The sequence below is a fragment of the Halomonas sp. AOP5-B2-8 genome (genome assembly GCF_052376475.1).
In the GTDB taxonomy this organism is placed as follows: Bacteria; Pseudomonadota; Gammaproteobacteria; order Pseudomonadales; family Halomonadaceae; genus Vreelandella; species Vreelandella casei.
In genome coordinates this window covers 876,676-899,486 of the sequence record NZ_JBQSVS010000001.1, presented here as the reverse complement: position 1 = coordinate 899,486, position 22,811 = coordinate 876,676, and the positions used below count along the sequence as shown (strand labels likewise).

At 53.8% G+C, this 22,811-nt stretch carries 20 protein-coding genes; 7 read left to right on the top strand and 13 right to left on the bottom strand.

Annotated features, from left to right (window positions below):
* Nucleotides 1–164: 164 nt before the first annotated feature.
* From ACT3RP_RS04030 to sodC, 6 genes are all read right to left on the bottom strand, one after another.
* On the bottom strand, nt 165–1,928 hold the full coding sequence (locus ACT3RP_RS04030) for an ABC transporter permease subunit (protein WP_483393306.1): 1,764 nt from the start codon (nt 1,926–1,928) through the stop codon (nt 165–167).
* Between the two features lie 13 nt (nt 1,929–1,941).
* A complete protein-coding gene (locus ACT3RP_RS04025; protein ID WP_483393305.1) occupies nt 1,942–3,456 on the bottom strand; it encodes an ABC transporter substrate-binding protein in 1,515 nt (504 codons plus the stop codon).
* Nucleotides 3,457–3,578: 122 nt separating this feature from the next.
* Nucleotides 3,579–4,472, bottom strand: coding sequence for an ABC transporter ATP-binding protein (locus ACT3RP_RS04020; protein WP_483393304.1), 894 nt, complete (start codon nt 4,470–4,472; stop codon nt 3,579–3,581).
* Nucleotides 4,473–5,303 (bottom strand): ATP-binding cassette domain-containing protein, encoded by an 831-nt coding sequence (locus ACT3RP_RS04015; RefSeq protein WP_483393303.1) that lies wholly within the window; start codon nt 5,301–5,303, stop codon nt 4,473–4,475.
* 198 nt (nt 5,304–5,501) lie between these two features.
* Complete coding sequence (locus tag ACT3RP_RS04010; RefSeq protein WP_096282125.1) at nt 5,502–6,971, bottom strand: carbon starvation CstA family protein; 1,470 nt, start codon at nt 6,969–6,971, stop codon at nt 5,502–5,504.
* 212 nt (nt 6,972–7,183) lie between these two features.
* Nucleotides 7,184–7,720 (bottom strand): superoxide dismutase [Cu-Zn] SodC, encoded by a 537-nt coding sequence (gene sodC / locus ACT3RP_RS04005; protein ID WP_441683920.1) that lies wholly within the window; start codon nt 7,718–7,720, stop codon nt 7,184–7,186.
* 406 nt (nt 7,721–8,126) lie between these two features.
* Between sodC and ACT3RP_RS04000 the strand changes: the two genes are divergently transcribed.
* Genes ACT3RP_RS04000 through ACT3RP_RS03990 form a run of 3 tightly spaced genes read left to right on the top strand, consistent with a single transcriptional unit; the run spans nt 8,127 to nt 9,966 of the window.
* Nucleotides 8,127–8,900 carry a pseudouridine synthase gene (locus ACT3RP_RS04000; protein WP_096282123.1) on the top strand — a complete coding sequence of 258 codons (774 nt, stop codon included), beginning with the start codon at nt 8,127–8,129 and terminating at the stop codon, nt 8,898–8,900.
* Nucleotides 8,901–8,911: 11 nt separating this feature from the next.
* Entirely contained in the window at nt 8,912–9,751 is an 840-nt protein-coding gene (tcdA, locus tag ACT3RP_RS03995; RefSeq protein ID WP_483393359.1) for a tRNA cyclic N6-threonylcarbamoyladenosine(37) synthase TcdA, read from the top strand.
* Nucleotides 9,748–9,966: a DUF1653 domain-containing protein gene (locus ACT3RP_RS03990; protein ID WP_483393302.1), complete on the top strand. Its 219-nt coding sequence runs from the start codon at nt 9,748–9,750 to the stop codon at nt 9,964–9,966. The genes tcdA and ACT3RP_RS03990 overlap by 4 nt, the downstream gene beginning before the upstream one ends.
* 127 nt (nt 9,967–10,093) lie before the next feature.
* On the opposite strand, the gene ACT3RP_RS03985 is transcribed toward ACT3RP_RS03990, so the two are convergent.
* Genes ACT3RP_RS03985 through ACT3RP_RS03965 form a run of 5 tightly spaced genes read right to left on the bottom strand, consistent with a single transcriptional unit; the run spans nt 10,094 to nt 14,752 of the window.
* Nucleotides 10,094–11,599, bottom strand: a complete 1,506-nt coding sequence (locus ACT3RP_RS03985) for a tripartite tricarboxylate transporter permease (protein WP_483393301.1) — start codon at nt 11,597–11,599, stop codon at nt 10,094–10,096.
* Between the two features lie 12 nt (nt 11,600–11,611).
* Nucleotides 11,612–12,052 carry a tripartite tricarboxylate transporter TctB family protein gene (locus tag ACT3RP_RS03980; RefSeq protein WP_483393300.1) on the bottom strand — a complete coding sequence of 147 codons (441 nt, stop codon included), beginning with the start codon at nt 12,050–12,052 and terminating at the stop codon, nt 11,612–11,614.
* 4 nt (nt 12,053–12,056) lie between these two features.
* Nucleotides 12,057–13,028: a Bug family tripartite tricarboxylate transporter substrate binding protein gene (locus tag ACT3RP_RS03975; RefSeq protein WP_483393299.1), complete on the bottom strand. Its 972-nt coding sequence runs from the start codon at nt 13,026–13,028 to the stop codon at nt 12,057–12,059.
* Between the two features lie 45 nt (nt 13,029–13,073).
* Nucleotides 13,074–13,754, bottom strand: coding sequence for an RraA family protein (locus ACT3RP_RS03970; protein ID WP_483393298.1), 681 nt, complete (start codon nt 13,752–13,754; stop codon nt 13,074–13,076).
* Between the two features lie 2 nt (nt 13,755–13,756).
* Entirely contained in the window at nt 13,757–14,752 is a 996-nt protein-coding gene (locus ACT3RP_RS03965) for a hydroxyacid dehydrogenase (protein ID WP_483393297.1), read from the bottom strand.
* Nucleotides 14,753–14,911: 159 nt separating this feature from the next.
* On the opposite strand from ACT3RP_RS03965, the gene ACT3RP_RS03960 reads away from it, so the two are divergent.
* The 3 genes from ACT3RP_RS03960 (at nt 14,912) to ACT3RP_RS03950 (ending at nt 18,906) form a co-directional block, all read left to right on the top strand.
* Nucleotides 14,912–15,583 (top strand): GntR family transcriptional regulator, encoded by a 672-nt coding sequence (locus ACT3RP_RS03960; protein ID WP_483393296.1) that lies wholly within the window; start codon nt 14,912–14,914, stop codon nt 15,581–15,583.
* A 282-nt stretch (nt 15,584–15,865) separates the two neighbouring features.
* On the top strand, nt 15,866–16,774 hold the full coding sequence (locus ACT3RP_RS03955) for an MBL fold metallo-hydrolase (RefSeq protein ID WP_483393295.1): 909 nt from the start codon (nt 15,866–15,868) through the stop codon (nt 16,772–16,774).
* Between the two features lie 116 nt (nt 16,775–16,890).
* On the top strand, nt 16,891–18,906 hold the full coding sequence (locus ACT3RP_RS03950) for a RecQ family ATP-dependent DNA helicase (protein ID WP_483393294.1): 2,016 nt from the start codon (nt 16,891–16,893) through the stop codon (nt 18,904–18,906).
* A 7-nt stretch (nt 18,907–18,913) separates the two neighbouring features.
* On the opposite strand, the gene ACT3RP_RS03945 is transcribed toward ACT3RP_RS03950, so the two are convergent.
* Nucleotides 18,914–20,428 carry an AbgT family transporter gene (locus tag ACT3RP_RS03945; RefSeq protein WP_483393293.1) on the bottom strand — a complete coding sequence of 505 codons (1,515 nt, stop codon included), beginning with the start codon at nt 20,426–20,428 and terminating at the stop codon, nt 18,914–18,916.
* A 71-nt stretch (nt 20,429–20,499) separates the two neighbouring features.
* Complete coding sequence (locus ACT3RP_RS03940) at nt 20,500–21,681, bottom strand: M20 aminoacylase family protein (protein WP_483393292.1); 1,182 nt, start codon at nt 21,679–21,681, stop codon at nt 20,500–20,502.
* 153 nt (nt 21,682–21,834) lie between these two features.
* On the opposite strand from ACT3RP_RS03940, the gene ACT3RP_RS03935 reads away from it, so the two are divergent.
* Complete coding sequence (locus tag ACT3RP_RS03935; protein ID WP_483393291.1) at nt 21,835–22,758, top strand: LysR substrate-binding domain-containing protein; 924 nt, start codon at nt 21,835–21,837, stop codon at nt 22,756–22,758.
* The last annotated feature ends 53 nt before the right edge of the window (nt 22,759–22,811 follow it).

Genomic DNA, 22,811 nt, shown 5'->3' with positions numbered 1-22,811 from the left:
AACAACGGAGCATTCGCTCGAGCGTGGGCTAGTCATAGGATGCAGGAGGCGCCTGTTTTTGTATCGAATAGCCTGCTATTTACAGCAATCCAGATTGTTATATAAAACGTGCTAAAAGAAAAACGGGATTACAGGCTAATTCCACTGATGGTTGCTCCATATAGTCAACGTGATACTTTCCTGACGCCGACAATGCTTGAAAGCGATACGGCGAGGATGGAAAGCAGAATCAGCGCCAGCGCAGGGATAAGCACCGTCCAGGGCCCACGCTCGATATAGGGCATGCCTTCGGCCAGTATTAGCCCCCACTCAGGTGACGGCGGGCGTGGGCCAAGGCCCAGAAAGCCCAATGCCGCAAGGGCGAGCGCCACTCCTGGTAAGCGCAGCATGGCATGGCGAAACACCGGGCCAAGTACTGCTGGCAACACATAACGGCTCATCAAGCGAAAATGGCCGACGCCTAAAATAGGCGTAATCCGCACGTGGGGTTGGGCTTTGACTTCGGCAACCAGCGCTGCCGTATGGGCCGCCAGCGGTGCCCAGGCAACCGCTGTTACGGCAATAATGGCGCCGCTGGCGCTAGGCCCTGCCAGCCCCGCCACGATAAGCCCCGCAATCGTGGGCGGAGTAGCCTTGGTGATTTCAATCGGACCGGTTGCAAGCCTTGGCGCCAAGCCCATGAGAAGCCCGAGCACCAGCGACAAGCAGACAACGGCAACGGCCATCCCCATGGTGGAAAGCGCCCCGTGAGCAACGCGTGCCAGAATATCCCGTCCCGTTCCGTCCGCGCCTAGTGGCAGTGCCCAGCTTGGCGGCTCAAGACGCATAAACAATGAGCTAAACGGGTCACGTGTCATCCCTGCAACCACCAGCACACATAGCAGGGCGATGGCCACCGAGGGTACTACCCATGCCCCTCGCTGGGCATGTCGCTCGCTATGCGCCACCGGCAGTGCGCCCAGCCGAAACGCACGCCCTAGCAGCAGCGCGCGGCCAATGTTGGCCAAGCTGCCCAGCACAATCGCAATCACCAGTAGAATAAGAATCCCGGTTTGAAGCGCAGGCATGTCCTGCGCCGCTGCTGCTCCCAGCGTTGCCCGACCAAGCCCTGGAATAGAAAACACCTGCTCGACGGCAATCGCACCACCGGTTAAGCCTACCATCACCATGCCCACCTGAGGCATAAGGCTAGGTAGGGTTCGTCGCAGTGTTGCCAAGGTAATCCGGCTGCGTGAAAAACCCGCCACGCTCCAGGTGGCCACCCAGCGCTCGGTAAACGTCGCCGCCAGACCATCGCTAAACAGCCGACCCAGCAAGCCGCCTGCCGGTAAGCCTAGCGCCAAGGCAGGCAGTACGGCATAGCTTAAACCGCGCCAGCCGTAAGGTGGCAGCCAGTTGAGCCAGGCGGCAAAAATGACCAGCAGTATGGACGCGAGCAAAAACTCAGGCAGAGCTGTCAGCGTTGCGCCAACCGCGCCGGATGAGCGGCTGACCCGGCCGTTAAGGCCGCGACGAACCACCGGCACGCAAATAAGAGTGGCCGTGATAACTGCTACCAGCATGCCAAACGCCATTAACGTGACCGATACCTGCGCGCTTTTTAACATGCCCGGCAGTACGGGCGCGCCAGATATCCAGGAGTTGCCCGCATCGCCACGCATTAACCCTATCAGCCAGCTTTGCAGCTGTTCAAGCGGGCCAAGCTCAAGGCCAAGCTGGGCACGAATGGCTGCCAAAGCTTCGGGCGTTGCCTCTTGTTCGGCAGAACGCGCTCGCAGAATACTCAGCGCAGGGTCCCGTCCTGATAGCCACGGCAGCAGCCCGACCAGAACCACCACGCCCGCCAATGTTACCAGGCGCGAGATCAGCGGGATAAAGGGTTCAATGCGCAGGCGGCGCCACAAGCGCAACGGTATCGCGGTCGTCATTCGTGATGTGCCCTTAGGACTCGCTATCGTTGTTGAACATGGTTTTTTCGGTGATCAGCATACGCTCGCGCGGATCGCGTTCGGCATTGGCAACGCGTGCCGATTCGCCCTGAATAACGCGCTCATGCAGCATGGGAATCGCCGCATCGGTACGCAAAATGGCCGTTTCTGCATCGATAATCGCTTGGCGTCGTGCTTCGCCAGTGGGCAGAACGGCAGCGGTGGCTAGCGCCTCATCTACGGCTGGGTCGCACAGTTGGGCGATATTAAAAGAGCCCGCGCAGGCGAAGTCGCTAAACATGTAGGCCACCGGATCGCCGGAGTCGAGTACCGTCGCCCGAGAGAGAATAAACGCATCGAATTCACCCGCCAGTGCGTCTGCTTCGATATGCGTGTACTCACGCACTTCCTGGCGAACGTTAAAGCCGGCGCGGGTTAGCTGCTGTTCCAGCAGAACGGCGACTTCGGGAAGCTCTGCGCGGTCGGTAAAGGTGGCTAGGGTAATCTCGGTACCGTTCGGCGCGGTGGGCGCTGTAAGATCCTCTATCGGCGTGCGAATACCGCTCGCCCAGGCAAGCGCCGGGCCTAGCAAGCCCTCGGCAATATCGGCACGGCCTTCATAGACGGTGTTTACAATCGACGGGCGATCAATCGCTTCACGTATCGCCGCGCGCAGAGCCGGGTCAGCCAGCGGGCCAGACTGAGTGTTGAGATAGAGCGTATTGGTACGCGGCATAGGCACTTCATGAACACGCTCAGGGTCGAGAAGAGCGGCCTGCGATACCGGGATAGCTTCAACCACATCCGCCACGCCGGTTCTTAATGACGCTGCCCGCGCGGTACCATCGGGCACGTAGTCGGCATCAATACCGGCCGCTGCCGCAGGCTCGCCCCAGTAACCCTCAAAGCGGTCAAGCTTGGCGCTGGTGGTACCGTTGATCTCTTTCAAAACGAACGGGCCAGTGCCTGCTTCGATAGGATTGACCCGGCCATCATCCCCGTAGGCTTTGGCGGCTAAAATCGCCAGCTGTGGGCTGGAAAGCCGGTTAGGAATCAGCGGATCGTCTTCTTCTGTGTGCACAATCACCGCATTATCGCCATCGGTTTCGATGGTCATAGTGACCCCGTCTAGAATGCGCGGCTTCGGGGTTGCCTGAGTGGCTGCGGTGAGCGAATTCACCACGGCATTGGCTGTTAGCGCTGTGCCATCGTGAAATGCTACGCCGTCGCGAATGAGAAACCGCCAGGTTTTCGGGTCAAGTTGTTGCCACTCGGTGGCCAGAAATGGCTGGGGGTCGCTGTTGGCATCCAGGCGAATCAGGGTTTCTGCATTGCTCCAGCGCGACAGCTTAAACGCATCGTCGGATAGCGGCGTTAACCCCGAGCGGGGTGGCTGAAGCATGGCCACATTAATACGCTGGCCAACATCCGATGAGATGGTGTCGCGCTGTTCTTCAAAACAACCGGCAAGCAGTAAAGGAGCAGCCAGGGCAAAGGGTAGGGAAAGACGAAGCGGGCGGCGTAACATTGAAAACTCTCCTAAGTAAAGTGGCTAACAGGCAAGCGATTGCCCAAACGCGCTAGGTCAATGCCTAAGCGCTGTGCCGGGCGAATGGGGTTAAAAAGTCTCTGGCGGTTTACCTCGCACGTTTATAAGAGTGCTTCTACCTCAGCGGCGTTGCAGTCTGGATAAGCACAGGTAGGCAGTTGGGAGACGGCATTAATCAAGTCCCGCGTGACCGGATGGCGAGGGTTACGCCATAGCTCAGCGGTGGGGCGGTCTTCAACAATGCTGCCGTCATCCATCACCAGCGTGCGCTGGCACAGCTTGGCAACGACTGATAAGTCATGCGACACCATCAACAGCCCAGTCCCGTTCTCATCGCAAAGCTGTTTGAGTACGTTGATAACCTGGGTGCGAACCGGCAGGTCGAGGCCGCTGAGCGGCTCATCGGCCAATAAAAAGCGCGGGCGAGTAGCAATGGCGCGGGCAATCGCTACTCGCTGAGCCTGGCCGCCAGACAACTCATGAGGCTTGCGATCCAGAAAATGCGCATCCAGACCAACCTGCTCTAACGCTTCGCAAGCGCGTTCAACCGGATCGCAATCAACCTTGAGTCTAATTAGCGGCTCGGCGACCAAGGCGCGAACGCTCATCCGCAGGTCAAGCGAGGAAGCCGGGTCCTGAGGGATATATTGAACCGCTTGACGGTACCACCTGAGCTTGGCCGTAGAGGCGGGGCGTACAGCTTTCTGCTGACAGGTAACCGAGCCGGTATCGGGGGCTTCAATTGCTAAAAGTGAGCGCAATAACGTGGTTTTACCCGAGCCGGATAGGCCCACCAACCCCACGCGTTCGCCGGGATAAAGCGCCAGGTCGATATCGCTCATTAACTGCTTGCGCTTGCATGCCCGCCAGAACACCTCGCGAGGCAGTGAAACGCTCTTATTGAGCCCACGTGCCGAGAGGAAAGCAGTTTTTTCGCTCACCACCGCAAGGTCATTTAAAACGACTCGGCCATTAAAGGGGGTTGCGCGCTGCATCTAGGCACTCTTTAAGTAGTCAACGGGCATTAGCTCGGCCGCATTCGTTAGTTCGGTCGGATGTACGCTGTGGGCGGCGGCTACCAGTTCCTGAGTGAAACGATGCTGAGGAGCTGTAATCAAAGTGTCCAGCGCGCCGCTTTCAATCATGACACCACGCTCAATAATTACGGCTCGCTTGCAAAGCTGCGCTGCAGCGTGAAGGTCGTGGGTAATAAATAGCAGCGCGCTATGTGCGGTGTCCGTATGTTCACGTAACGCCCGCAGTACCTGGGCCTGGGTGACCACATCTAGCGCGGTGGTGGGCTCATCGGTGACCATCAGCGAGGTTTTACAGGCCATCGCCAGCGCAATGCAGACACGCTGGCGCTGGCCGCCGGAAAGCTCAGCTGGGGTTCGCTTGATCAACCGCTGAGGGTCATCCAAGCCCATGGCCCCCAGCAGGGCCACGGCGGCTTGATCGGCAGCTTTGCGCGATAGGCAATGATGGCGCGAAAACGGCTCACGTAATTGAGAGCCTACCGAGACCAAGGGGTTGAGCGCCGAGAGCGAATCCTGAAATACCATCGACACCCGAGTATCTTTTCGACGCCGCGCGGCGGGCGTTTGAATAACCTCTCGGCCCTGAATGCGGATGCTGCCCTGCACCTGGGCGTTGGGAGGTAAGAGACCCAGCACCGCTTTAGCAGTGAACGATTTACCCGACCCGGATGCGCCTAGCAGGCAAACACGCTCGCTAGGTAATACGTCAAACGAGAGGCCATCAACCACCGGGTGTCGGCCAATTTGAATGCGCAGGTCACGCACGGATAAAACAGGATCGCTGCACATTGATAACATCTCTAGTAAAGCGGCTAAGCTATTAGTTATTGTTATGGTATATCATTTCTTGTTGCTGCGGCAATATTAGTCTCGATACAAAAGATTATAGGGCAGTGCCAAATGGACCGTAGGAAGACATAAAAAAAGCGCTGAAAAATCAGCGCTTAATCGTTATTAGTCGGCTGTTTGCCGTCTATCTATAGGCAGTTATTTTGTGGCGGTAGCGAAACCTTCGTCACCCGTACCAAATTTCTCTGCTGGCTCATCAACCGCAAACGTGGTGCGGCTTAAGCGACGAACACGTTTCATAAATAGCGCAATGCAGAGCAATGTTCCTAACGCCGCCACAAAGTAGCTGGTATTTAGCGGCAGGCCAAAGCCAATCGGCGCGTAGGCTAGGTAGGTGAAGGTCGCCATGGTCATAAAGGTGGCCGGAATCGAGGTGATCAAATGGGGCTTACGCGACAGCACTAAGTACATGGTGCCTACCCACAGGGCAATAACTGCGGTGGTTTGGTTCGCCCAGGAGAAGTAGCGCCATAGCAGCGTGAAGTCCATATGCGTTAGTGCATAGGAGACAACAAACAGCGGTAGGGCCACCAGAATGCGCTTAATCATCGGCTTTTGATCGACTTTAACGTAGTCGGCGATAATCATCCGCGCGCTGCGGAAAGCGGTGTCACCAGAGGTGATCGGCAGCACGATAACGCCGAGTATGGCCAGCGTACCGCCTACAGCGCCGAGCATGGTGGTAGAAACTTCGCTAACGACAGCGGCAGGGCCACCGGCGGCAAGTACGTCGGACAGCGTTTGGTCGCCGTAGAACAGGCTCATAGCGGCGGCGGCCCAAATCATCGCGATCACGCCTTCAGTGATCATCATGCCGTAGAAAATTTTGCGTCCATTCGTTTCGTTTTGCGTGGTGCGCGAAATGATCGGTGTTTGAGTAGCATGAAAGCCGGAAAGTGCACCACAGGAGATCGTTAAAAACAGCAGCGGGAAGATAGGAGCTGCTTCAGGATGCATGTTCTCGAAAGATAGCTCAGGAATGGGCGCGCCGGTGACAATCAAGCCAATGCCGATACCGGCCGCACTGAACAGCAGTAGCGCACCAAAGTAAGGATAAATACGGCCGATGACTTTATCGATCGGCAGCAGTGTCGCGATTAAGTAGTAAATAAAGATGGCCACGATAATCAGCGTCATCGACAGTGAGGTCATATTCGCCAGCAGCGCAGCGGGAGAGGTGACAAAGACCGTGCCGACCAGCAGCAGTAGCAAAATGGCAAAAGCATTAACGACGTGCTTCATCGCTTTGCCGAGAAATTTGCCCGCTAGCTGTGGTAAGTGAGCACCGTGGTTACGAATTGAGATCATGCCGGTTAGATAATCGTGCACGGCACCGGCAAAGATGCAGCCGACCACAATCCATACAAAGGCAACCGGGCCGTAAAGCGCGCCAAGAATCGGTCCAAAAATCGGCCCTACGCCGGCAATGTTTAATAGCTGAATGAGTGAGTTACGCGTGGTATTCATCGGCACGTAGTCGATGTCATCGCGCATGGTGAAGGCTGGTGTGCGTCGTTTGCGGTCGGTCACGAACACGCGCTCAACGAACTTCCCGTAGGTAAAGTAGCCTGCAATTAGCAGCAGGATCGATACAATAAAGGTGATCATCTAAGGTACCTAGAGCAGTTAGAGGGATTAGCCGGAGTCGGCAAGACGCTTACTAGCACGCTGGCACACCAGCAGGTGCGTTTAAACCGGGATGAATGTACAGATAAGGCCCGTAGATCACAGCTAGACTTTAGTTGGTGATTTTCGATAAACCGTCAATAAAACGGGCAGCCAGTGGCTGCCCGTTTTTGATGCCGAAGTGAACGCTTGTCTTAAGACTCAACGACACCGCAGGCCATGCGAGCGCCGCCACCGCCAAGGTGGGGCTCATCCTTATAGGTATCGCCGCCTGCGTGGATCATTATGCTACGGCCCGGCATATCTTCCATGCTTAGGCGCGGTGCCAGCACGGGGAGGTTGGCTTCGCCATCCTCATTGACCGTTAGCACCGGTAGGTCACCCAAATGGCCTTCGCCGTAGGGGCCTAGGTGGGTATCCGTTTCTTCCGGGTCATAGTGGCCGCCGGCGGCTTGCGCCGCGGTCATTTCGCCGTCGTCATTCTCGGCAGGATCGCAGTTGGCGTTCTGGTGAACGTGGAAACCGTAAACACCGGGCTCCATATCCGTGAGTGACGGGGTTAGCAATAAACCGTGCTCGGTGCTTTCGAGTGAAACGGTGCCAATCGACTCTTCAACACCGTCAACGCTGACTTTATGCATCTCAACGTCAAGCGTTTCGTTAGCCTGCGCCGCTGTACTTGCGAGCAGTAATGAGGCGGCAATGCCGGTAAGCGAAGCTATATAGCGCATAGTAATTTCTCCTTCCTAATCCATGGAAACGCTGTGACAGCGTTGCCCATTTAAGGTAGCTGCCACACCACCACTATGCCAACGAACGATGTAAAGCGCTACTCAGGGCCGTTACCTGATGTCTGCCAGGCGATGGCTCAGCCTGTGCTCAGCTAGCCAGCCATGCCACAGAAGAGCGTTTCATCAGGAACTCCTTATTGATCATTTATGTAATCATATAACATAACTATAAATGGCTAAAAGGTTTATCGTATCAAGCGGATGACATCTCGCTGCCAAGCCGCGACAATGGCGCCCTATTTTTATAAGCAGTTTGTGTAAACAGTTTGTGTAAATAGTTTGTGTAAATAGTTCTTAGATAACCGTTCTAGACCGTTTTTGTCGCTAGCTTTTACCGGGGAGCGTTATGACGCCACTCACTATCCTCTATCAGGATGAGTATCTCGTTGCGGTGCATAAGCCATCGGGGCTTTTAGTGCACCGCTCGGCGCTAGCGCGTGGCGAAACAGAGTTCCTGCTCCAGCGGTTGCGCGACCAGCTTGGCAAGCGGGTGTATCCCGTTCACCGGTTGGATCGCCCTACCTCAGGCGTGATTGTATTTGCGCTTTCATCCGCAGTGGCGGGGCTGCTCAGCGAGGCCTTTAGTGAGCGCCAGGTCGAGAAACGTTACCTCGCCGTGGTACGTGGCAATGCCCCTGAAAGCGAGCGTTTAGACTATCCGCTGCGGGAAGAGGACGGCACGCGGCCTAAGGCGGAAATGCCCGCAATGCCCGCGATGACTGATATTCGCCGCCTGGATAGTGTCGAACTGCCTGTTCAGGTCGACCGCTATTCGGTGGCGCGTTACTCGCTGGTGGAGGCGAGGCCGCTGACCGGACGTCGCCATCAGATTCGCCGCCATCTTTCGCGACGAGGCTATCCCATTATTGGCGATGCCAAACATGGCAAAAGTGTCCACAATCGTTTTTTTGCCGAGCAGCTGGGCGCACCACGTTTACTGCTAGCCGCCACTTATTTAGCCTTCGATCATCCGATGTTGGATAAACGCGTACAGTTAAGCTGCGCCGTGGACGACACCATGGTCGCGCTGTTTAATCACCTTGGCTGGGCCGGACACTTACCGCTGGATAGTGTGCGTACGCCACCTCACACACCGCTTTCCGCCCTCCAAGCGCTATGAGTGATCCCTCTATGTTCTCCGCGATTTCAGCTACCAACCTGCCAGCCTCTGCCGATTACGACGCTCGCTTTGGCGGGATTCGTCGCCTTTACGGCCAGCGCGCTGTTGACGTGTTTCGTCATGCTCACGTGGTGGTGGTGGGTGTCGGCGGGGTGGGCAGCTGGGCCGTTGAGGCACTGGCGCGCTCCGGGATTGGCAAGCTTACGTTGATCGACCTAGACGATGTGTGTGTTTCCAACGTTAACCGCCAAATCCACGCGCTGGATGGCACCATTGGCCAGCCTAAAGTGGAGGTGCTGGCAAGCCGGTGCCGTCTGATTGCGCCTGAGATCGAGATCGTTGCCGACAGCGCTTTTGTAACGCCCACCAATCTCGCCGAGCGTATCCCGGATGACGCCGACCATGTGGTAGATGCCATCGACAGCGTGATCGCCAAGGCCGCGCTCATCGCCTGGTGCAAGCGCCGCAAGATTCCGATTACCGTGACCGGCGCCGCCGGCGGGCAAACCGACCCAACGCGCATTCAGGTCGCTGACCTTACCCGCACCGAGCACGACCCGCTGTTATCTAAAGTGCGTTCACGACTGCGCCGTGACTACGGTTTCTCCCGCAACCCCAAGCGGCGCTTCTCGGTAGAGTGTGTCTACTCCGACGAGCAATTGGTGTATCCCAGCGGTGACGGTGAGGTATGCCTGCAAAAGCCCGGCAGTGGCGAAGCTACGCGCTTAGATTGCGCGTCAGGCTTTGGCGCCGCCACCTTTTTGACCGGCACCTTTGGCTTTGTCGCCGCCTCAAAAGTGCTCGAACGCCTCGCTAAAAAAGCCCATGCCGCCCATAAGGAATCACCATGACCGCTCCCGTTCCCGGCATCTATCGCCATTATAAAGGCAGCCTTTACGAAGTGCTCGGCACCGCCCAGCATAGCGAAAGCGAAGAGTGGCAGGTGGTTTACCGCGCTCTTTACGGCGACTACGGCCTGTGGGTGCGCCCGCTTGAAATGTTCACTGAAACCGTCACTAAAGAAGGCCACACGCAGCCACGCTTTGCGTTGGAAAAAGCGTTTTGAAAATAGATTCCTATCTCTCCGCTCAAACGACGTTCATGGCTGGCGTATTTGAAGAGAGGAGTCGTTATAAATGCTGATTGAGTGAGTTGCTCCACAACGAGTTAGTCATGGAGCGCCCTCGTCGGAATTACGGCTGTGCTTTGAGAACGCTACGCCGTGAAAGGAATGGCTTGATTAGACCCAGAATAATTACCGCAATAATGCAGACAGTAAAGGTCGTTGTTAGAGGTCTGGAGACAAATATGCTCCATGATCCTTGTCCGATCATGATCGATTGCCGGAAGTAGTTTTCGGCCAGCGGACTAAGCACTAAAGCAAGAATAAAGGGTCCTGCAGGATAGTCTGCCTTTTTCATTAGGTAGCCAATCACACCAAAGATCAACACGATCCATATTTCGAATACGCTGTAGTTAATGGCAAATGCACCCACTAAGCAAAATGCGACAACTATCGCGGTAAGGTGGCGTTGAATGAGGCGTAGTGCATTAACGAACAGAGGTATTAACAGAACATTGGAGCCGAGCAAGAACACGTTGGCGATAATCAGACTGGCGATAGTTCCCCAGACAATATCGGCTGATTGAACCATCAAAAGCGGGCCAGGGTTTAGGCCGAACATGATTAGTGCACCAAGCATAATAGCCGTGCCACCTGAGCCTGGGATGCCTAGTGTAAGCAGGGGAATCAATGCGCCGGGTACGGCAGCATTGTTTGCTGCTTCCGGTGCGGCAAGGCCGGCAATAGATCCTTTGCCGAACTCTTCAGGTTTTTTCGACAGCTTTTTCTCGGCTATATAGGTCATAAAGGTGGCAATAGTGGCACCAGCACCAGGCAACACGCCAATGGCTGTGCCTAAGATAGAGCCGCGCATGATTGGCGCACTCGCCTCCCGAAGTTCACTTCGCCCAGGTATGAACTCACTCATACGAAAGCGTGGCTTACCCATATTTAATACTACGCGCTTTTCGATATTTAGCAGTACTTCACCAATACCAAACAGACCGATAATGACCGCCACGAAGTCCATGCCGTCGATTAGTTCAGGTACTACTGCATAGCGCACTTCTCCGGAAACATAGTCACTGCCAACCGTACTTAGCAAAACCCCTAACAGCGTCGCGATAAGGGCCTTAAGAGGATCACTGCCAGCCAGCACAACAATCATGCTGAGGCCAAGCAACATCATTAGGAAATATTCTGGCGGGCCAAGAAAAATGGCATACTCTGCGATAATAGGGGCGAAAAAAATTAACATGGCTAAGCCAAAACAGCCGCCTACAAAGGAGGCGATTGCCGACAACCCAAGCGCTAATCCACCGCGCCCTGACTGCATCATTGGGTAGCCATCTAATGCGGTAATAATGGCCGGCGCATCACCCGGTGTATTGATTAATATGGAGGTTAATCGGCCACCGTACATCGTTCCAAGATAAGTACCGGTTAATAGAGAGAGGCCGGCCACAGGATCCATACCAAAGGTTAGTGGCATCATGAGGGCAATGCCAGCAGAGGGGCCTAACCCAGGGAGAGCGCCAACAACGGTTCCTATCAATCCGGCAAAAAATATTAATAAGAGGTTTTCAGGTGTGGCAACCAAGCTAAATGCATTAAGTAAATCTGTTAGTTCTAACATAGTCACCCTTCCTTAGTTCACCGGTAGCCCAAGCCAAACCGAAAATATTAAATAAATGGCGGTAATGGTCGTTGTGGCAACTATGATGGTGCGAATGAGGTTGTGCCCTGCGACCAACCGGGAGAGTAGTGCAATGATCAAAAAGACGGGCAACAATACGGAGCCAAGCTCCATGGCTGTAGTGCCTAACACCAGAATAGCGAGTGTGATCAACAGGGCCCTGTAATTAGGAGGTTGATCAGCTACTTTTTCCTTGTTGAGAGCTGATGCCGCGCCCTGAGGGCGCCGCATCAGTTGAAGTACGCAAGACAGGGCTAGGCTGACTCCTGCAAGCACTGGGATAAAGCCTGGGCCAAAGCCAATATTTGCACGGAAAGTAAGGCTCTGTCCGCCCAGCACAAAGGCGGCGCCGAGCAGCGTGAGGCCGATTAACAGTAACTGTTCAGCGCGCATGACATTATTCTCCAATGAGCCCTAGACGAGCCAACATTGTCTCGTAAAGCGTTTCGGTTTCTTCGAGATAGGTCGCGAACTCGTCAGAATCCTGATAATCCGGAATGATCGAGTTCGGATCAAGGTACTGAGTTTTCCATTCAGGGGTCGCTTGTACTTGTGCAACCAAGTTGCTTAGCCATACTTTAGCTTCATCACTGATACCCTGAGGTGCAACGAGCCCGCGGAATACATAGGCCACTACGTCATAACCTTCTTCAGTAAAGGTCGGTATGTCAGGGAAAAGCTCAGTTCGTTCTTCTGTTGTGATGGCCAGGGCTTTTAGACGACCAGAAGAAATAAAGTCTGTCACTGCACCTGGGTTGATCATGGCGAAGTCAATCTGACCAGAGAGTAGTGCCGTGGTGACTTCCCCGTCGCCTTGGAACGGAATGTAATTAAGATTAGCGCCTAAAGCATCGCTAACCATTAGCGTTGCAATATGTTCAATACCACCGGTGCCTCCGCCTGCAACATTGAGCATCCGGTCAGCATTCTTGATATCGTCCAAGTTAGTGATTGACGATCTAGCACCGACAACCAGTATGGTCGGGTCGATGCCCAGTCGAGCGATTGGAGTGAAGTCCTCATGGCTGAGGCCCACGTTGACTGATAATGGTGTCGTGATAAAGGAAGATGTTGCTGCCATCAGGTAGTGGCCATCTTCTTTATGTGTATTCAAATAACCCATTGAAGAGGCCCCTGATCCACCAGGCTTATTGACGACCGCAATGGCGGGTTCACTCAGGTCAAGCTGGCGGATAATAGTTGCCATTGAACGCATCATAGTGTCATGACCGCCCCCTGGGCCGTAGCCTGCGATAAACTCAATGCTGCGAGTAGGAAAATCCTGTGCTGCTGCAGATAAAGATAATCCTGTTAAAAGAAGGAAAGTAGCCAAGCCGGTACCGAGTACAGATCTACGTGTTGTTTTCATTGTTTGTCTCCATTGGTCATGCTCAATAATGCTGAGTTACTACACTTAGTGATCGGAAATGTAGCAGCCGCCCGCTGCTAAGGAGGCATCTATCCATGTGCTGTCGTACTCATCTTTCAGTGTTTGCTGCAGCTGCTTCATCTCTGCCGCATGCTTCTTTTCTGCGCGGTCAAGAACATCACTGGCTGTTGCCCTCGGTATCGCCAGTACCCCGTCGGCATCGCCCACAATCAAGTCACCGGGCTCAATGACCATGCTTCCCAGAGAAATGGCGTAGCCAATCTCGCCAGGGCCGTCTTTATAGGGACCACGGTGGCTGACACCGGCTGCAAAAACAGGCACGTTCTGGGCGGCAATTTCGCTGGTGTCACGGATAGCACCATAAATGACTACTCCGGCAGCCTTGGCTTGAACGGCTCTAGCCAGCATTAGCTCTCCCATAATGGCGTTATCGAGAGCACCTTCTGCATCCACGACAATCACATCGCCGGGTTGCACCATCTGTAGTGCTTTATGCAACATTAAGTTATCGCCAGGACGACAGCGCACGGTAAGTGCGGGCCCTGAGAGCGGCCCGCCACTATGAAATGGTCGAATAGACGCTGGGGAGCCTGATTGACGAGACATCACATCAGAAATATTCGAGACAGCAATCCCGCGAGCTCGCTCGACGTCTACCTTGGCCGCACGTTGCCACTGAGTACGTATACGAAATCCTTCAATCATGATCATTCCTCCAGGCCGCCAAGGGCGGCATGCGTGGCAAGAAAGCGTTTATCAATCGGGTTTCCAGCGAAATGGTTGATAATATGTTGAGCAGCCGTGACGGCCATGACTTGTTCAGCACCTGGCGTTAAGCCTGCGGTATGCGGAGTGGCTATCAGGTTGGGAGACTTCCAAAGTGATGAGTTGGGATCCGGTGGCTCGACGACAAAACTATCTAGGGCAGCACCCGCTATAGTGCCTTCATGAAGAGCCTTCGATAGGGCTTGCTCATCGACAATACCTCCTCGAGCCGTATTGACTAGAACAGAATTGTTTTGCATAAGTTGCAGACGCTTTTCATCAATCAAGTTTCGGGTGCCAGACGTTAGAGGGCAGTGCAACGATATGATGTCAGAGCTTTTTAGTAAGGCCTCAATATCGTCTTTAACCGTTATACCGTGAGGGGCTTCAGTCATCAGAGGGTCAAAAACCTGGATGTTCATTCCGAGAGCAGAGGCAATATTGGCAACTTCACGACCAATAGCACCGAATCCGACGAGACCAATTGTGGCGCCGCGTATATCGTTACCCACGAATTCGCCTTTGAGCCAGTTGCCTGTTCGAGTTGCATAGTCGAGCCGAGGGATTGATTTCCATAGTGCCAGCGCAAGCGTAATAGCTTGTTCAGCAACGGCACGAGCATTGGCGCCAAGGCCGCGATAAACCGGAATGTCTAATGACTCAGCCGCCTGCAGATTTATATTATTCACACCGCTACCATGCTTAACGATGATGGATAGTTCGGCACTAGCGCCGATAACTTCGGCTGTCATTCGCCCTTGAGATACCATCAATGCTTGGGCTCCGGTCTCTTTTAGGCGTGCCGCCACTTCCGCAGGGGGAGCATAGGGTGGTGAAAAAATACATTCGAATCCATGGGAGTTCAGCAGCTCAATGGCCGTGGTATCGATCCTTGTACGAGTAATTAGTACTTTTTTCCGTATACTTGAATGGTTCAAATTAGCTCCTTATGGGTATTTTTGAATACATTTTTGATAAAAATGAATATTTTGTATACTTTATTTTTAAAATTGTTTGTTTTGTATTCAACTTAGGTAGTGGTTGTGATGTGTGTGTGCCATCCATCGAAACAACAAAGCGTACGTAATGGAGGTTGAATGAGTATTGATAGCGAACAACAAGATATAGATTTGTCGCTGGGAGAGCAGGCGTACATTCAGCTAAGAGACTTACTGCGCTCTGGCGAAATTCCAGCGGGTAAGCGCTTAGGAGAAAAGGAAATATGTGACAGGTTTGATATGAGCCGCACCCCAGTACGCGAAGCATTCCGACAATTATTGTCTGATGGATTACTGAGCACTTCGCCAGGGGGACGCATCGTTGTCGCGGAGATAGATCTCGCTAAAGTCGAAGAGATATACGATATGAGGGAGGCGGTAGAAGGGTTAGCTGCTCGGCTTGCGACAAAAAAGGCACGCACGCCAGACCTTATGAAGATTGAGGCAATACTTGAGGAACAGCGTACGGGGATTGCCAGCGAAGCGTCTTTCCTTGGCGTTAACGACCGGTTTCACGGAGCTATCTATCAGCTTTCGGGTAACCGCTATGTGCAACGTAATGCAGAAGTGCTGCTCAATTCAGCCAGCATGATTCGCGGATCGACACACGGTAGATATGACTATGAGAGCTGGTCACTTTCTGATCATGAGGCGATTTTTCAAGCCATGTGCAATGGCGATACCGCCGGTGCGGAACAGGCAATGCTTCGCCATATTCGAAGAGGGCGCTGGCAGCGCACTCGATTGCTAATCGCAGAGGATGACACATGAACGTGGCATATTCTCTTGTAGCGGCATGATTAGGCGGAAGATTAAGTACCACATGTACCGAAGCGGTAACCTAATCCACGCTTTGCGCTGGAAAAAGCGTTTTAGTTTGCGTGAGTTCAATTCTCTAAGTCCGCTATTTTGTCGCCGCCACCTGACGTCAGGTAGGCGGCATTTTTATACGTGCTATTGCTTATATTCCATAATTGGATATGTTTATAACGAATATTTTTGCGCGAACGCTAGGTTTCACCGCGCATTGGTACACGCATTTAGGAGATAAGCATGAAGACCTTTGCACTTTCTCAAAGCACAGGTGCAGGCACACCCGATGTGGCTGGTTTCTTTGATCCCCGTACTTTTAGCGTTCAATACATCGTGAGCGATCCGGCCACCCGGCAGTGCGCGATTATTGACCCGGTGTTGGATTTTGATGAGAAATCTGGCGCGACAGCGACTTTCTGTGCTGACGCGTTGTTAGCCTATATAGAAGAGCAGCAGCTCACGGTCGCATGGATTTTAGATACTCACCCTCACGCCGACCACTTTTCTGCCGCGCAGTATTTAAAACACAAAACCGGCGCGCCGACGGCCATTGGTCAGCATATTACCAGCGTGCAGGCGATGTGGAAGGACATCTATCACTGGCCTGAAATGCCTACCGATGGCCGCCAGTGGGACACGCTATTTGCTGAAGGCGACACGTTTCACATCGGCGAGCTAAGCGCCAAAGTACTGCATTCTCCAGGCCATACGCTGGCGTCGATTACTTACGTGATTGGCGATGCCGCGTTTGTTCACGACACCCTGTTTCAGCCTGATTTCGGTACTGCGCGGGCTGACTTTCCCGGCGGTGATGCAGAGTCGTTGTGGGGCTCTATTCAGCAAATTCTTGCACTGCCCAGTAAAACGCGCCTTTTCACCGGCCACGATTATATGCCGGGCGAGCGCGACCCTGAATGGGAAAGCAGTGTCGCGGAGCAGCGCGCGCATAACCCACACGTAGTGGGCAAAAGCGCCGACGACTACATTGCTTTGCGTCATAAGCGTGATAGTGAACTGCCAATGCCGAAGCTTATTCTGCACGCGCTGCAGGTGAATACCTTGGGTGGTCGTTTGCCGGAGCCTGAGGCCAACGGCAAGCGCTATCTTAAAATCCCCTTGGATGCCCTAGATGGCACGAAGTGGGGCTAGCGTTAGCGACACTGCATGGGTACTTATTATTTTTAGAGTCGTGTCTTTCGTTGGTGAAAACGTCTTGAACCCGGTAGCGTGTTACTACAAGACGTCACTCCACTTTAGGAAGATGCATGACCTCACGATCTCCGCAACAAACTCTGAAAGCCGTATTTGGGTTTGACGACTTTCGAGGCGGCCAGCAGGCGGTGGTGTCACGCGTACTGGAGGGACACTCTACCGCGGCGATTTTCGCCACCGGTGCGGGCAAGTCGCTTTGCTATCAGCTGCCGGCGCTGCACTTGCCGCACTTAACCCTGGTGGTATCGCCGCTGCTGGCTCTCATGCAGGATCAGCTGGCGTTTCTAACGCGCCACGGCGTGGCAGCGGCCAGCATTGATTCCACTCAAGACCGCGAGACTGCGCGCGATATAATGGAGCGCGCTAAAAGCGGTGAGTTAAAAATCCTCATGATCTCGGTAGAGCGGCTTAAAAATGAGCGCTTTCGGCACTTTTTGCGCCAGGTTCAGATCTCGCTGTTAGTGGTTGATGAAGCCCACTGCCTGTCTGAGTGGGGGCATAACTTTCGGCCGGACTATCTCAAACTGCCGGATTATCAGCGCGACTTTGCCATTCCCCAGGTGCTGCTGCTGACCGCTACCGCGACGCCCACGGTGATTGCCGATATGCGCGAGAAGTTCTCCATCGCGCCAGAAAACGTCATTACCACCGGCTTTTATCGACCCAATCTTGAACTGCTGGTAGCACCTGCCCTGCAAGACCGTGAGCACCAGTTGGTTAGCTGGCTGAAGCCACAGATGCAGCCGGGCAGCGAAGCGCCAACGATCATTTACGTCACCCTTCAACAGACTGCCGAGCGCGTGGCGAAAGCGCTGGCGGCCCAGGGCATTGCTGCGCAGGCCTATCATGCAGGGCTGGATTCACAGCGTCGCGATGAGATTCAGCGCCAGTTTATGGGCGGCGAATCGCCCTGTATCGTCGCCACGATTGCTTTTGGTATGGGGATCGATAAGGGCAATATTCGCAACGTGGTGCACTTTGATTTACCCAAATCGATTGAAAATTACAGCCAAGAAATTGGCCGGGCGGGCCGCGACGGCCAGCCCTCCACCTGCCTGACCATGGCCGGGCGCGATGGCTTGCGAGTGCTAGAAAACTTCGTTTACGGTGATACCCCTGAATATGCCGGTATCTACTGTTTGCTGGAAGAGATTGTGGCGGCTGGAAGCTCGCCAGACCGTCAGTGGGAAGTGCTGCTTAATACGCTTTCTCGTGATACCAATATCCGCTTATTACCGCTGAAAACGCTGCTGGTGCGGCTAGAAATGCACGGCATTATTGCGCCGCGCTTTGCTTTCTTAGCCGACTATCGGCTTCGCTACCACCGTGAGCCGGATGCTCTGGCTAGCCGCTTTGGGGGCGAACGCGCGGCTTTTGTGCGGCTTATTATCGACAATGTTCCTGTGGCGCGGACATGGGGCACGGTCGATTTTGAACGCCTGCACAGCGCGGGGCAGGCGCAGCAGATTGACGCCTCGCGCGCACGGGTCATTACGGCTCTTGAGTACTTCCAGGACAAAGGTTGGCTGACGCTGGAAGGCAAGCGGATGACCGATGTGTATGAGATTTGCCAGCCAGAAATTGCGATTGAAGCATTGGCCCGCCAGCTGTATGACGAATGCCTAACGCGAGAACGCGCAGAGATTGAGCGGCTGCATTCAATGCTGGCGCTATTTGAATCGGAAAGCTGCTTAACCCGACGGCTGGCCGAGCATTTTGGAGATAGCACTTTTGGAGACAGCACATTTAATGGGTCAGCAAACACAAAGCAGGATCGCTGCGGGCACTGTTCGGTATGCTACGGCAACCCTGTGCGCCTACCGACCTCATCGCCGCAGCCCGCGCTGTCTGACAACGACTTCACGCGCTACGCTGTGCCCTTCATTGAGCGACACGCCGAACAGTTTGGCCAACCGCCAAATGCACAGCGGCTGGCGCACTTTCTGTGCGGGCTAACCATGCCGATTTTTACACCGCTCAAAGCGCGAAGTCTTAACGGCTTCGCGGTCTTTGAGCAGCGTGCCTACGGAGAAGTGCGCGCGTGGGCAGAAGCGGTGCTGGGACAATAAAGACCGATTAAAGCCCGAACGGTAATCCCAACCAGTACCAAATAAAGAACAGGCTGCTCCAACCGATTAACACAGCGAGGGAGTACGGCATGGCCATGGTCAGTAGATGGCCGAGGGTAAACGACTTGTTGTAAAGGTGAATGACCGCCAGCACTAACGGCAGATAGGGGTTGATGGGTGAAATCACGTTTGTCGATGAATCCGCTATCCGGTAAGCCGCTTGGATGGCTTCTGGCTCAAGGCCCAACAGCATCAGCATGGGTAGAAAAATCGGAGCCATCAGTGCCCACTGCGCCGAGCCGCTGTAAAGAAATAGATTCACAACAGCGGCCAGAAGGATGAAGCACGCTAAAGCCAGCGGCGCAGGCATATTGATTTGCAACAGCCAATCAGCGCCATTCACTGCGCTTACAATCGCCAAGTTTGACCAGTTAAAGATGGCAATAAACTGCGCCACCATAAAGACGATGACAATAAATCCACACATATCGCGCATCGCAGCCTCCATTAAGCGCGGCACATCGCTGGATTGTTTTATCTTGCCAACTGAAACGCCATACACAATGCCGCAGAGGCTAAAGAACAGTACGATGATAGGCACCAAACCACTCATAAAAGGCGAAGGCAACAGGCCCCCTTCAGCGCTGCGAAGTCCGGAACTCGCTGGCAAAATCAGCAGCAGGATAATCGCGATATAGGCCAATGCCGCTATACCGGTATAGCGCAGCGCGCGCCGTTCGGTGTCGGCTAACTGTACGCCGTGGCTTGTGTCTTCATCTTCACTTTGATCGTGAAAGCGTGCCAGCATAGGTTCGACATACTTGTCGTTCATGACGGTGATAATAAGGGTGATAAGCGGCACTGAGGCACACATAAAGAACCAGTTGGACACCACGCTGACTTCGTAGCCGGGGCGAACGCTTTGAACGACTTCCGTCGAGATGCCGGAAAGCAGCAGGTCCGTACCCGCAATAAAGAAATTAGCGCTAAAACCGGCAAAAACAGCAATAAACGCCACCATAATGCCAGCGATTGGGTTCCTGCCAACGGTTTTAAACATGATGGCCGCCAAGGGGGGAATCAGGAAAATCGCTGCATCTGATACTAGGTTGGCGATGATAGAGGTAACGACTACCGCCGGGGTAATGAAGCGTGGAGATACATTACTCAGCATACGTCGGATAGTGGCATCGGCGAGGCCGGTTTTCTGAATCAATCCCAGCGCCAATACCATGACCAACACTAACCCTAGCGGACGGAAGCTGGTGAAGTTAGTGACTGCCCCAGTCACCATAAACCTTAGCCCGTCCCAGCTAAGCAGTGAACGCACCTGAACGAGCTCGTCGGTGGCAGGGTGGCGCACAGGCTCTACCCACATGCTCATTACTGCCGACAGGCCTAGCGTGACGACAAAGAGTATAAAAAACATAATAAAAGGGTGGGGCAATGCATCGGCTATCCGAGCAATACGATGCATTAATCCGGTGTTGCCACCGGACGTTGAGAGTTTGTCCGCTTCCATGTTGTTCTCCGCGTTATATCTGGAAGTGCTGTTGCTTCAAGGGTGTTTTTGAAGTGTTTTTTTTGAAGTGCTTAGTGAGAGGGAAGTTCACGCTTTATTAGCTGAACAAAATAAGAGGCGCCCACTGGGATAATGCTGTCGTTAAAGTCGTAGCTGGGGTTGTGAACACTCACGCCACCGGTTTCGCCTTCAATGCCATTGCCCAGAAATACATAGCAACCCGGAACGGCTTGCAGCATGAAGGAAAAGTCCTCGCTGCCAGAAATTGGCAAACAATGAGGAGTCACTTTGGTATCGCCTACCACGGCACGAGCTACATCGGTGGCTAGCTGGGTGGCTTGCGAGTCGTTAACCGTGGCCGGGTAGCTGCCAGGGTGAACGGTTAGCGTTGCGGTGGCGCCGTAAGCTTGCGCAGTACTGGCAACCAGTTGTTCCAGTCGTTGAATCGCATGCTCACGTACAACGTCGTTAAAGGAGCGAATGCAGCCCTTCATGGTGGCAGTATCAGGAATGACGTTGAACGTACCCGAACCGGCATGCAGGTCGGTAAAGGACAGCACGGCGGAGTCGAGAGGGGCAGTATTGCGGCTAACGATAGACTGTGCGCCGCTGATAATTGCGCTCACGATCAACATCGGGTCAACGACATGCTGTGGCATTGCCGCATGGCCGCCTTTGCCATGAACGTCAATGGTGAAGCGGTCTGAACTTGCCAGCAGGGGGCCTTCGCGAAGCCAGAATTCGCCTTCAGGAATGCCCGGCATATTGTGGATGCCGTAAACGCGATCACAGGGGAAGCGTTCAAACAAACCATCATCTATCATCACCTTAGCGCCGGCTAAGCCTTCTTCTGCAGGCTGAAAAATAAAGTGTACTGTGCCGGAGAAGTTGCGATGTTTAGCTAAGTACCATGCGGCGGCTAACAGCATGGTGGTATGACCGTCGTGGCCGCAGCCGTGCATTTTGCCCTGGTTAAGAGACGCATGAGCGAACTGATTGTTTTCTGTCATAGCGAGGGCGTCCATATCAGCGCGTAGCCCGATGGTGCGAGAGGCGGGCGTTTTACCGCGCAGTATGCCGACGACCCCGGTTTTAGCAATGCCGGTATGAACCTCGTCAAATCCCCACTCTGTGAGCTTATCCGCTACTAACTTAGCGGTACGCTGCTCTTCAAAACCTAGTTCCGGATGCTGGTGAATATCCTGTCGCCAAGCTGTGAATTGTGCGTTGTTCGCCGCAATTTCATCGATCATAGGTAGTCCTTAAAGTTGAAGTGGTAGCAATTAAGCTATAGCTAAATATTATGCTTTTAGTATTTAGGTGAATTTTCTTAGCTATCTTTAACTGTATGCTAGCTTTTAAGTTAGATATATTGATTTTTTCTTATCGAAGGATGTCGTAATGTTATGGCTCATCGAGGATTTACGGACAGCCAGATAGAAGCCTTCATGTGGATTATGAAAACCAGTAGCGCCACAGAGGCAGCCAGTAAGATGCTGATTTCACAACCGGCGATTAGCCGTTTGATAAAACAGCTGGAGGCGAGGCTCGGATTTGATTTGTTCGAACGCCACAATAATCGCCTACTGCCGACCCGGCGAGGCACGTTGTTTTATGATGAGGTGGAGCGCGTTTATATTGGCTTACAACATTTGCGACAGTTTGCCGAGCGGCTGAAGGAGAGGGCGGCAGGTCAGTTAAGAGTGGTTAGCATGCCATCTTTTGCCATGAGTTTGGTGCCAGATGCCGCGGCGCTTCTTGCCGAGCAGTTTCCCGATCTTGAGATTAGTATTTACTCCTACCGATCCGGCCAGATAGCGGAGGAAATGGTGGCCCAGCGCTTCGATTTTGGCATCACCACCGATCCTCGAATCGATCCGCGCTACCAGAGCTTTCAGTACTCTCTCCCTGGAATGTGCCTTATTCCGCCAGGGCATCCGCTGGAAGCTAAAGCGCTTATCAATATTGAAGATTTCGCCAATGAAACGCTGATTTGTGGAGAGCCCAATGAGCAAAGCCGTAACCGGATCACTCAGTGCTTGACGAAATATGCCGTTTCGCCCAAAAAAATATGGACAGTCTCGCTAGGAGATATAGCGATCCGGCTAGTGGCGAACGGTATGGGGCTTGCGGTGTTAAATGCTGTGTCGGCTTGTGATGCAAAGCGAGCGGGCGTGGTGGTTCGCCCGCTCGCGTTTGATATTCGTTACGACTTTCAAATTATTTTGCCACTGGAGAAAGACCTTGAGCCCGCCATCAACAGCATCAATGTTGAATTGATCGCGTTAATTGAGCAGAAAATCTTTGAGAGCCTTAAGACAGTGGGTTAGCAAGCGGCCTTTTCCACGCCCAAGGCGTGAAGCCTAGAGGCCTCACGCTTACC

Bases quoted from the DNA above. Each gene is read 5' to 3' on its own strand.
- ACT3RP_RS03975 (WP_483393299.1), bottom strand. From the start codon at position 13,028: ATGAAAACAACACGTAGATCTGTACTCGGTACCGGCTTGGCTACTTTC.
- tcdA (WP_483393359.1), top strand. From the start codon at position 8,912: ATGTTCTCCGCGATTTCAGCTACCAACCTGCCAGCCTCTGCCGATTAC.
- ACT3RP_RS04020 (WP_483393304.1), bottom strand. From the start codon at position 4,472: ATGCAGCGCGCAACCCCCTTTAATGGCCGAGTCGTTTTAAATGACCTT.
- ACT3RP_RS03945 (WP_483393293.1), bottom strand. From the start codon at position 20,428: ATGGAAGCGGACAAACTCTCAACGTCCGGTGGCAACACCGGATTAATG.
- ACT3RP_RS03985 (WP_483393301.1), bottom strand. From the start codon at position 11,599: ATGTTAGAACTAACAGATTTACTTAATGCATTTAGCTTGGTTGCCACA.
- ACT3RP_RS03970 (WP_483393298.1), bottom strand. From the start codon at position 13,754: ATGATTGAAGGATTTCGTATACGTACTCAGTGGCAACGTGCGGCCAAG.
- ACT3RP_RS03960 (WP_483393296.1), top strand. From the start codon at position 14,912: ATGAGTATTGATAGCGAACAACAAGATATAGATTTGTCGCTGGGAGAG.
- ACT3RP_RS03990 (WP_483393302.1), top strand. From the start codon at position 9,748: ATGACCGCTCCCGTTCCCGGCATCTATCGCCATTATAAAGGCAGCCTT.
- ACT3RP_RS03940 (WP_483393292.1), bottom strand. From the start codon at position 21,681: ATGATCGATGAAATTGCGGCGAACAACGCACAATTCACAGCTTGGCGA.
- ACT3RP_RS04015 (WP_483393303.1), bottom strand. From the start codon at position 5,303: ATGTGCAGCGATCCTGTTTTATCCGTGCGTGACCTGCGCATTCAAATT.
- ACT3RP_RS03950 (WP_483393294.1), top strand. From the start codon at position 16,891: ATGACCTCACGATCTCCGCAACAAACTCTGAAAGCCGTATTTGGGTTT.
- ACT3RP_RS04025 (WP_483393305.1), bottom strand. From the start codon at position 3,456: ATGTTACGCCGCCCGCTTCGTCTTTCCCTACCCTTTGCCCTGGCTGCT.
- sodC (WP_441683920.1), bottom strand. From the start codon at position 7,720: ATGCGCTATATAGCTTCGCTTACCGGCATTGCCGCCTCATTACTGCTC.
- ACT3RP_RS04030 (WP_483393306.1), bottom strand. From the start codon at position 1,928: ATGACGACCGCGATACCGTTGCGCTTGTGGCGCCGCCTGCGCATTGAA.
- ACT3RP_RS03955 (WP_483393295.1), top strand. From the start codon at position 15,866: ATGAAGACCTTTGCACTTTCTCAAAGCACAGGTGCAGGCACACCCGAT.
- ACT3RP_RS03980 (WP_483393300.1), bottom strand. From the start codon at position 12,052: ATGCGCGCTGAACAGTTACTGTTAATCGGCCTCACGCTGCTCGGCGCC.
- ACT3RP_RS04010 (WP_096282125.1), bottom strand. From the start codon at position 6,971: ATGATCACCTTTATTGTATCGATCCTGCTGCTAATTGCAGGCTACTTT.
- ACT3RP_RS04000 (WP_096282123.1), top strand. From the start codon at position 8,127: ATGACGCCACTCACTATCCTCTATCAGGATGAGTATCTCGTTGCGGTG.
- ACT3RP_RS03935 (WP_483393291.1), top strand. From the start codon at position 21,835: ATGGCTCATCGAGGATTTACGGACAGCCAGATAGAAGCCTTCATGTGG.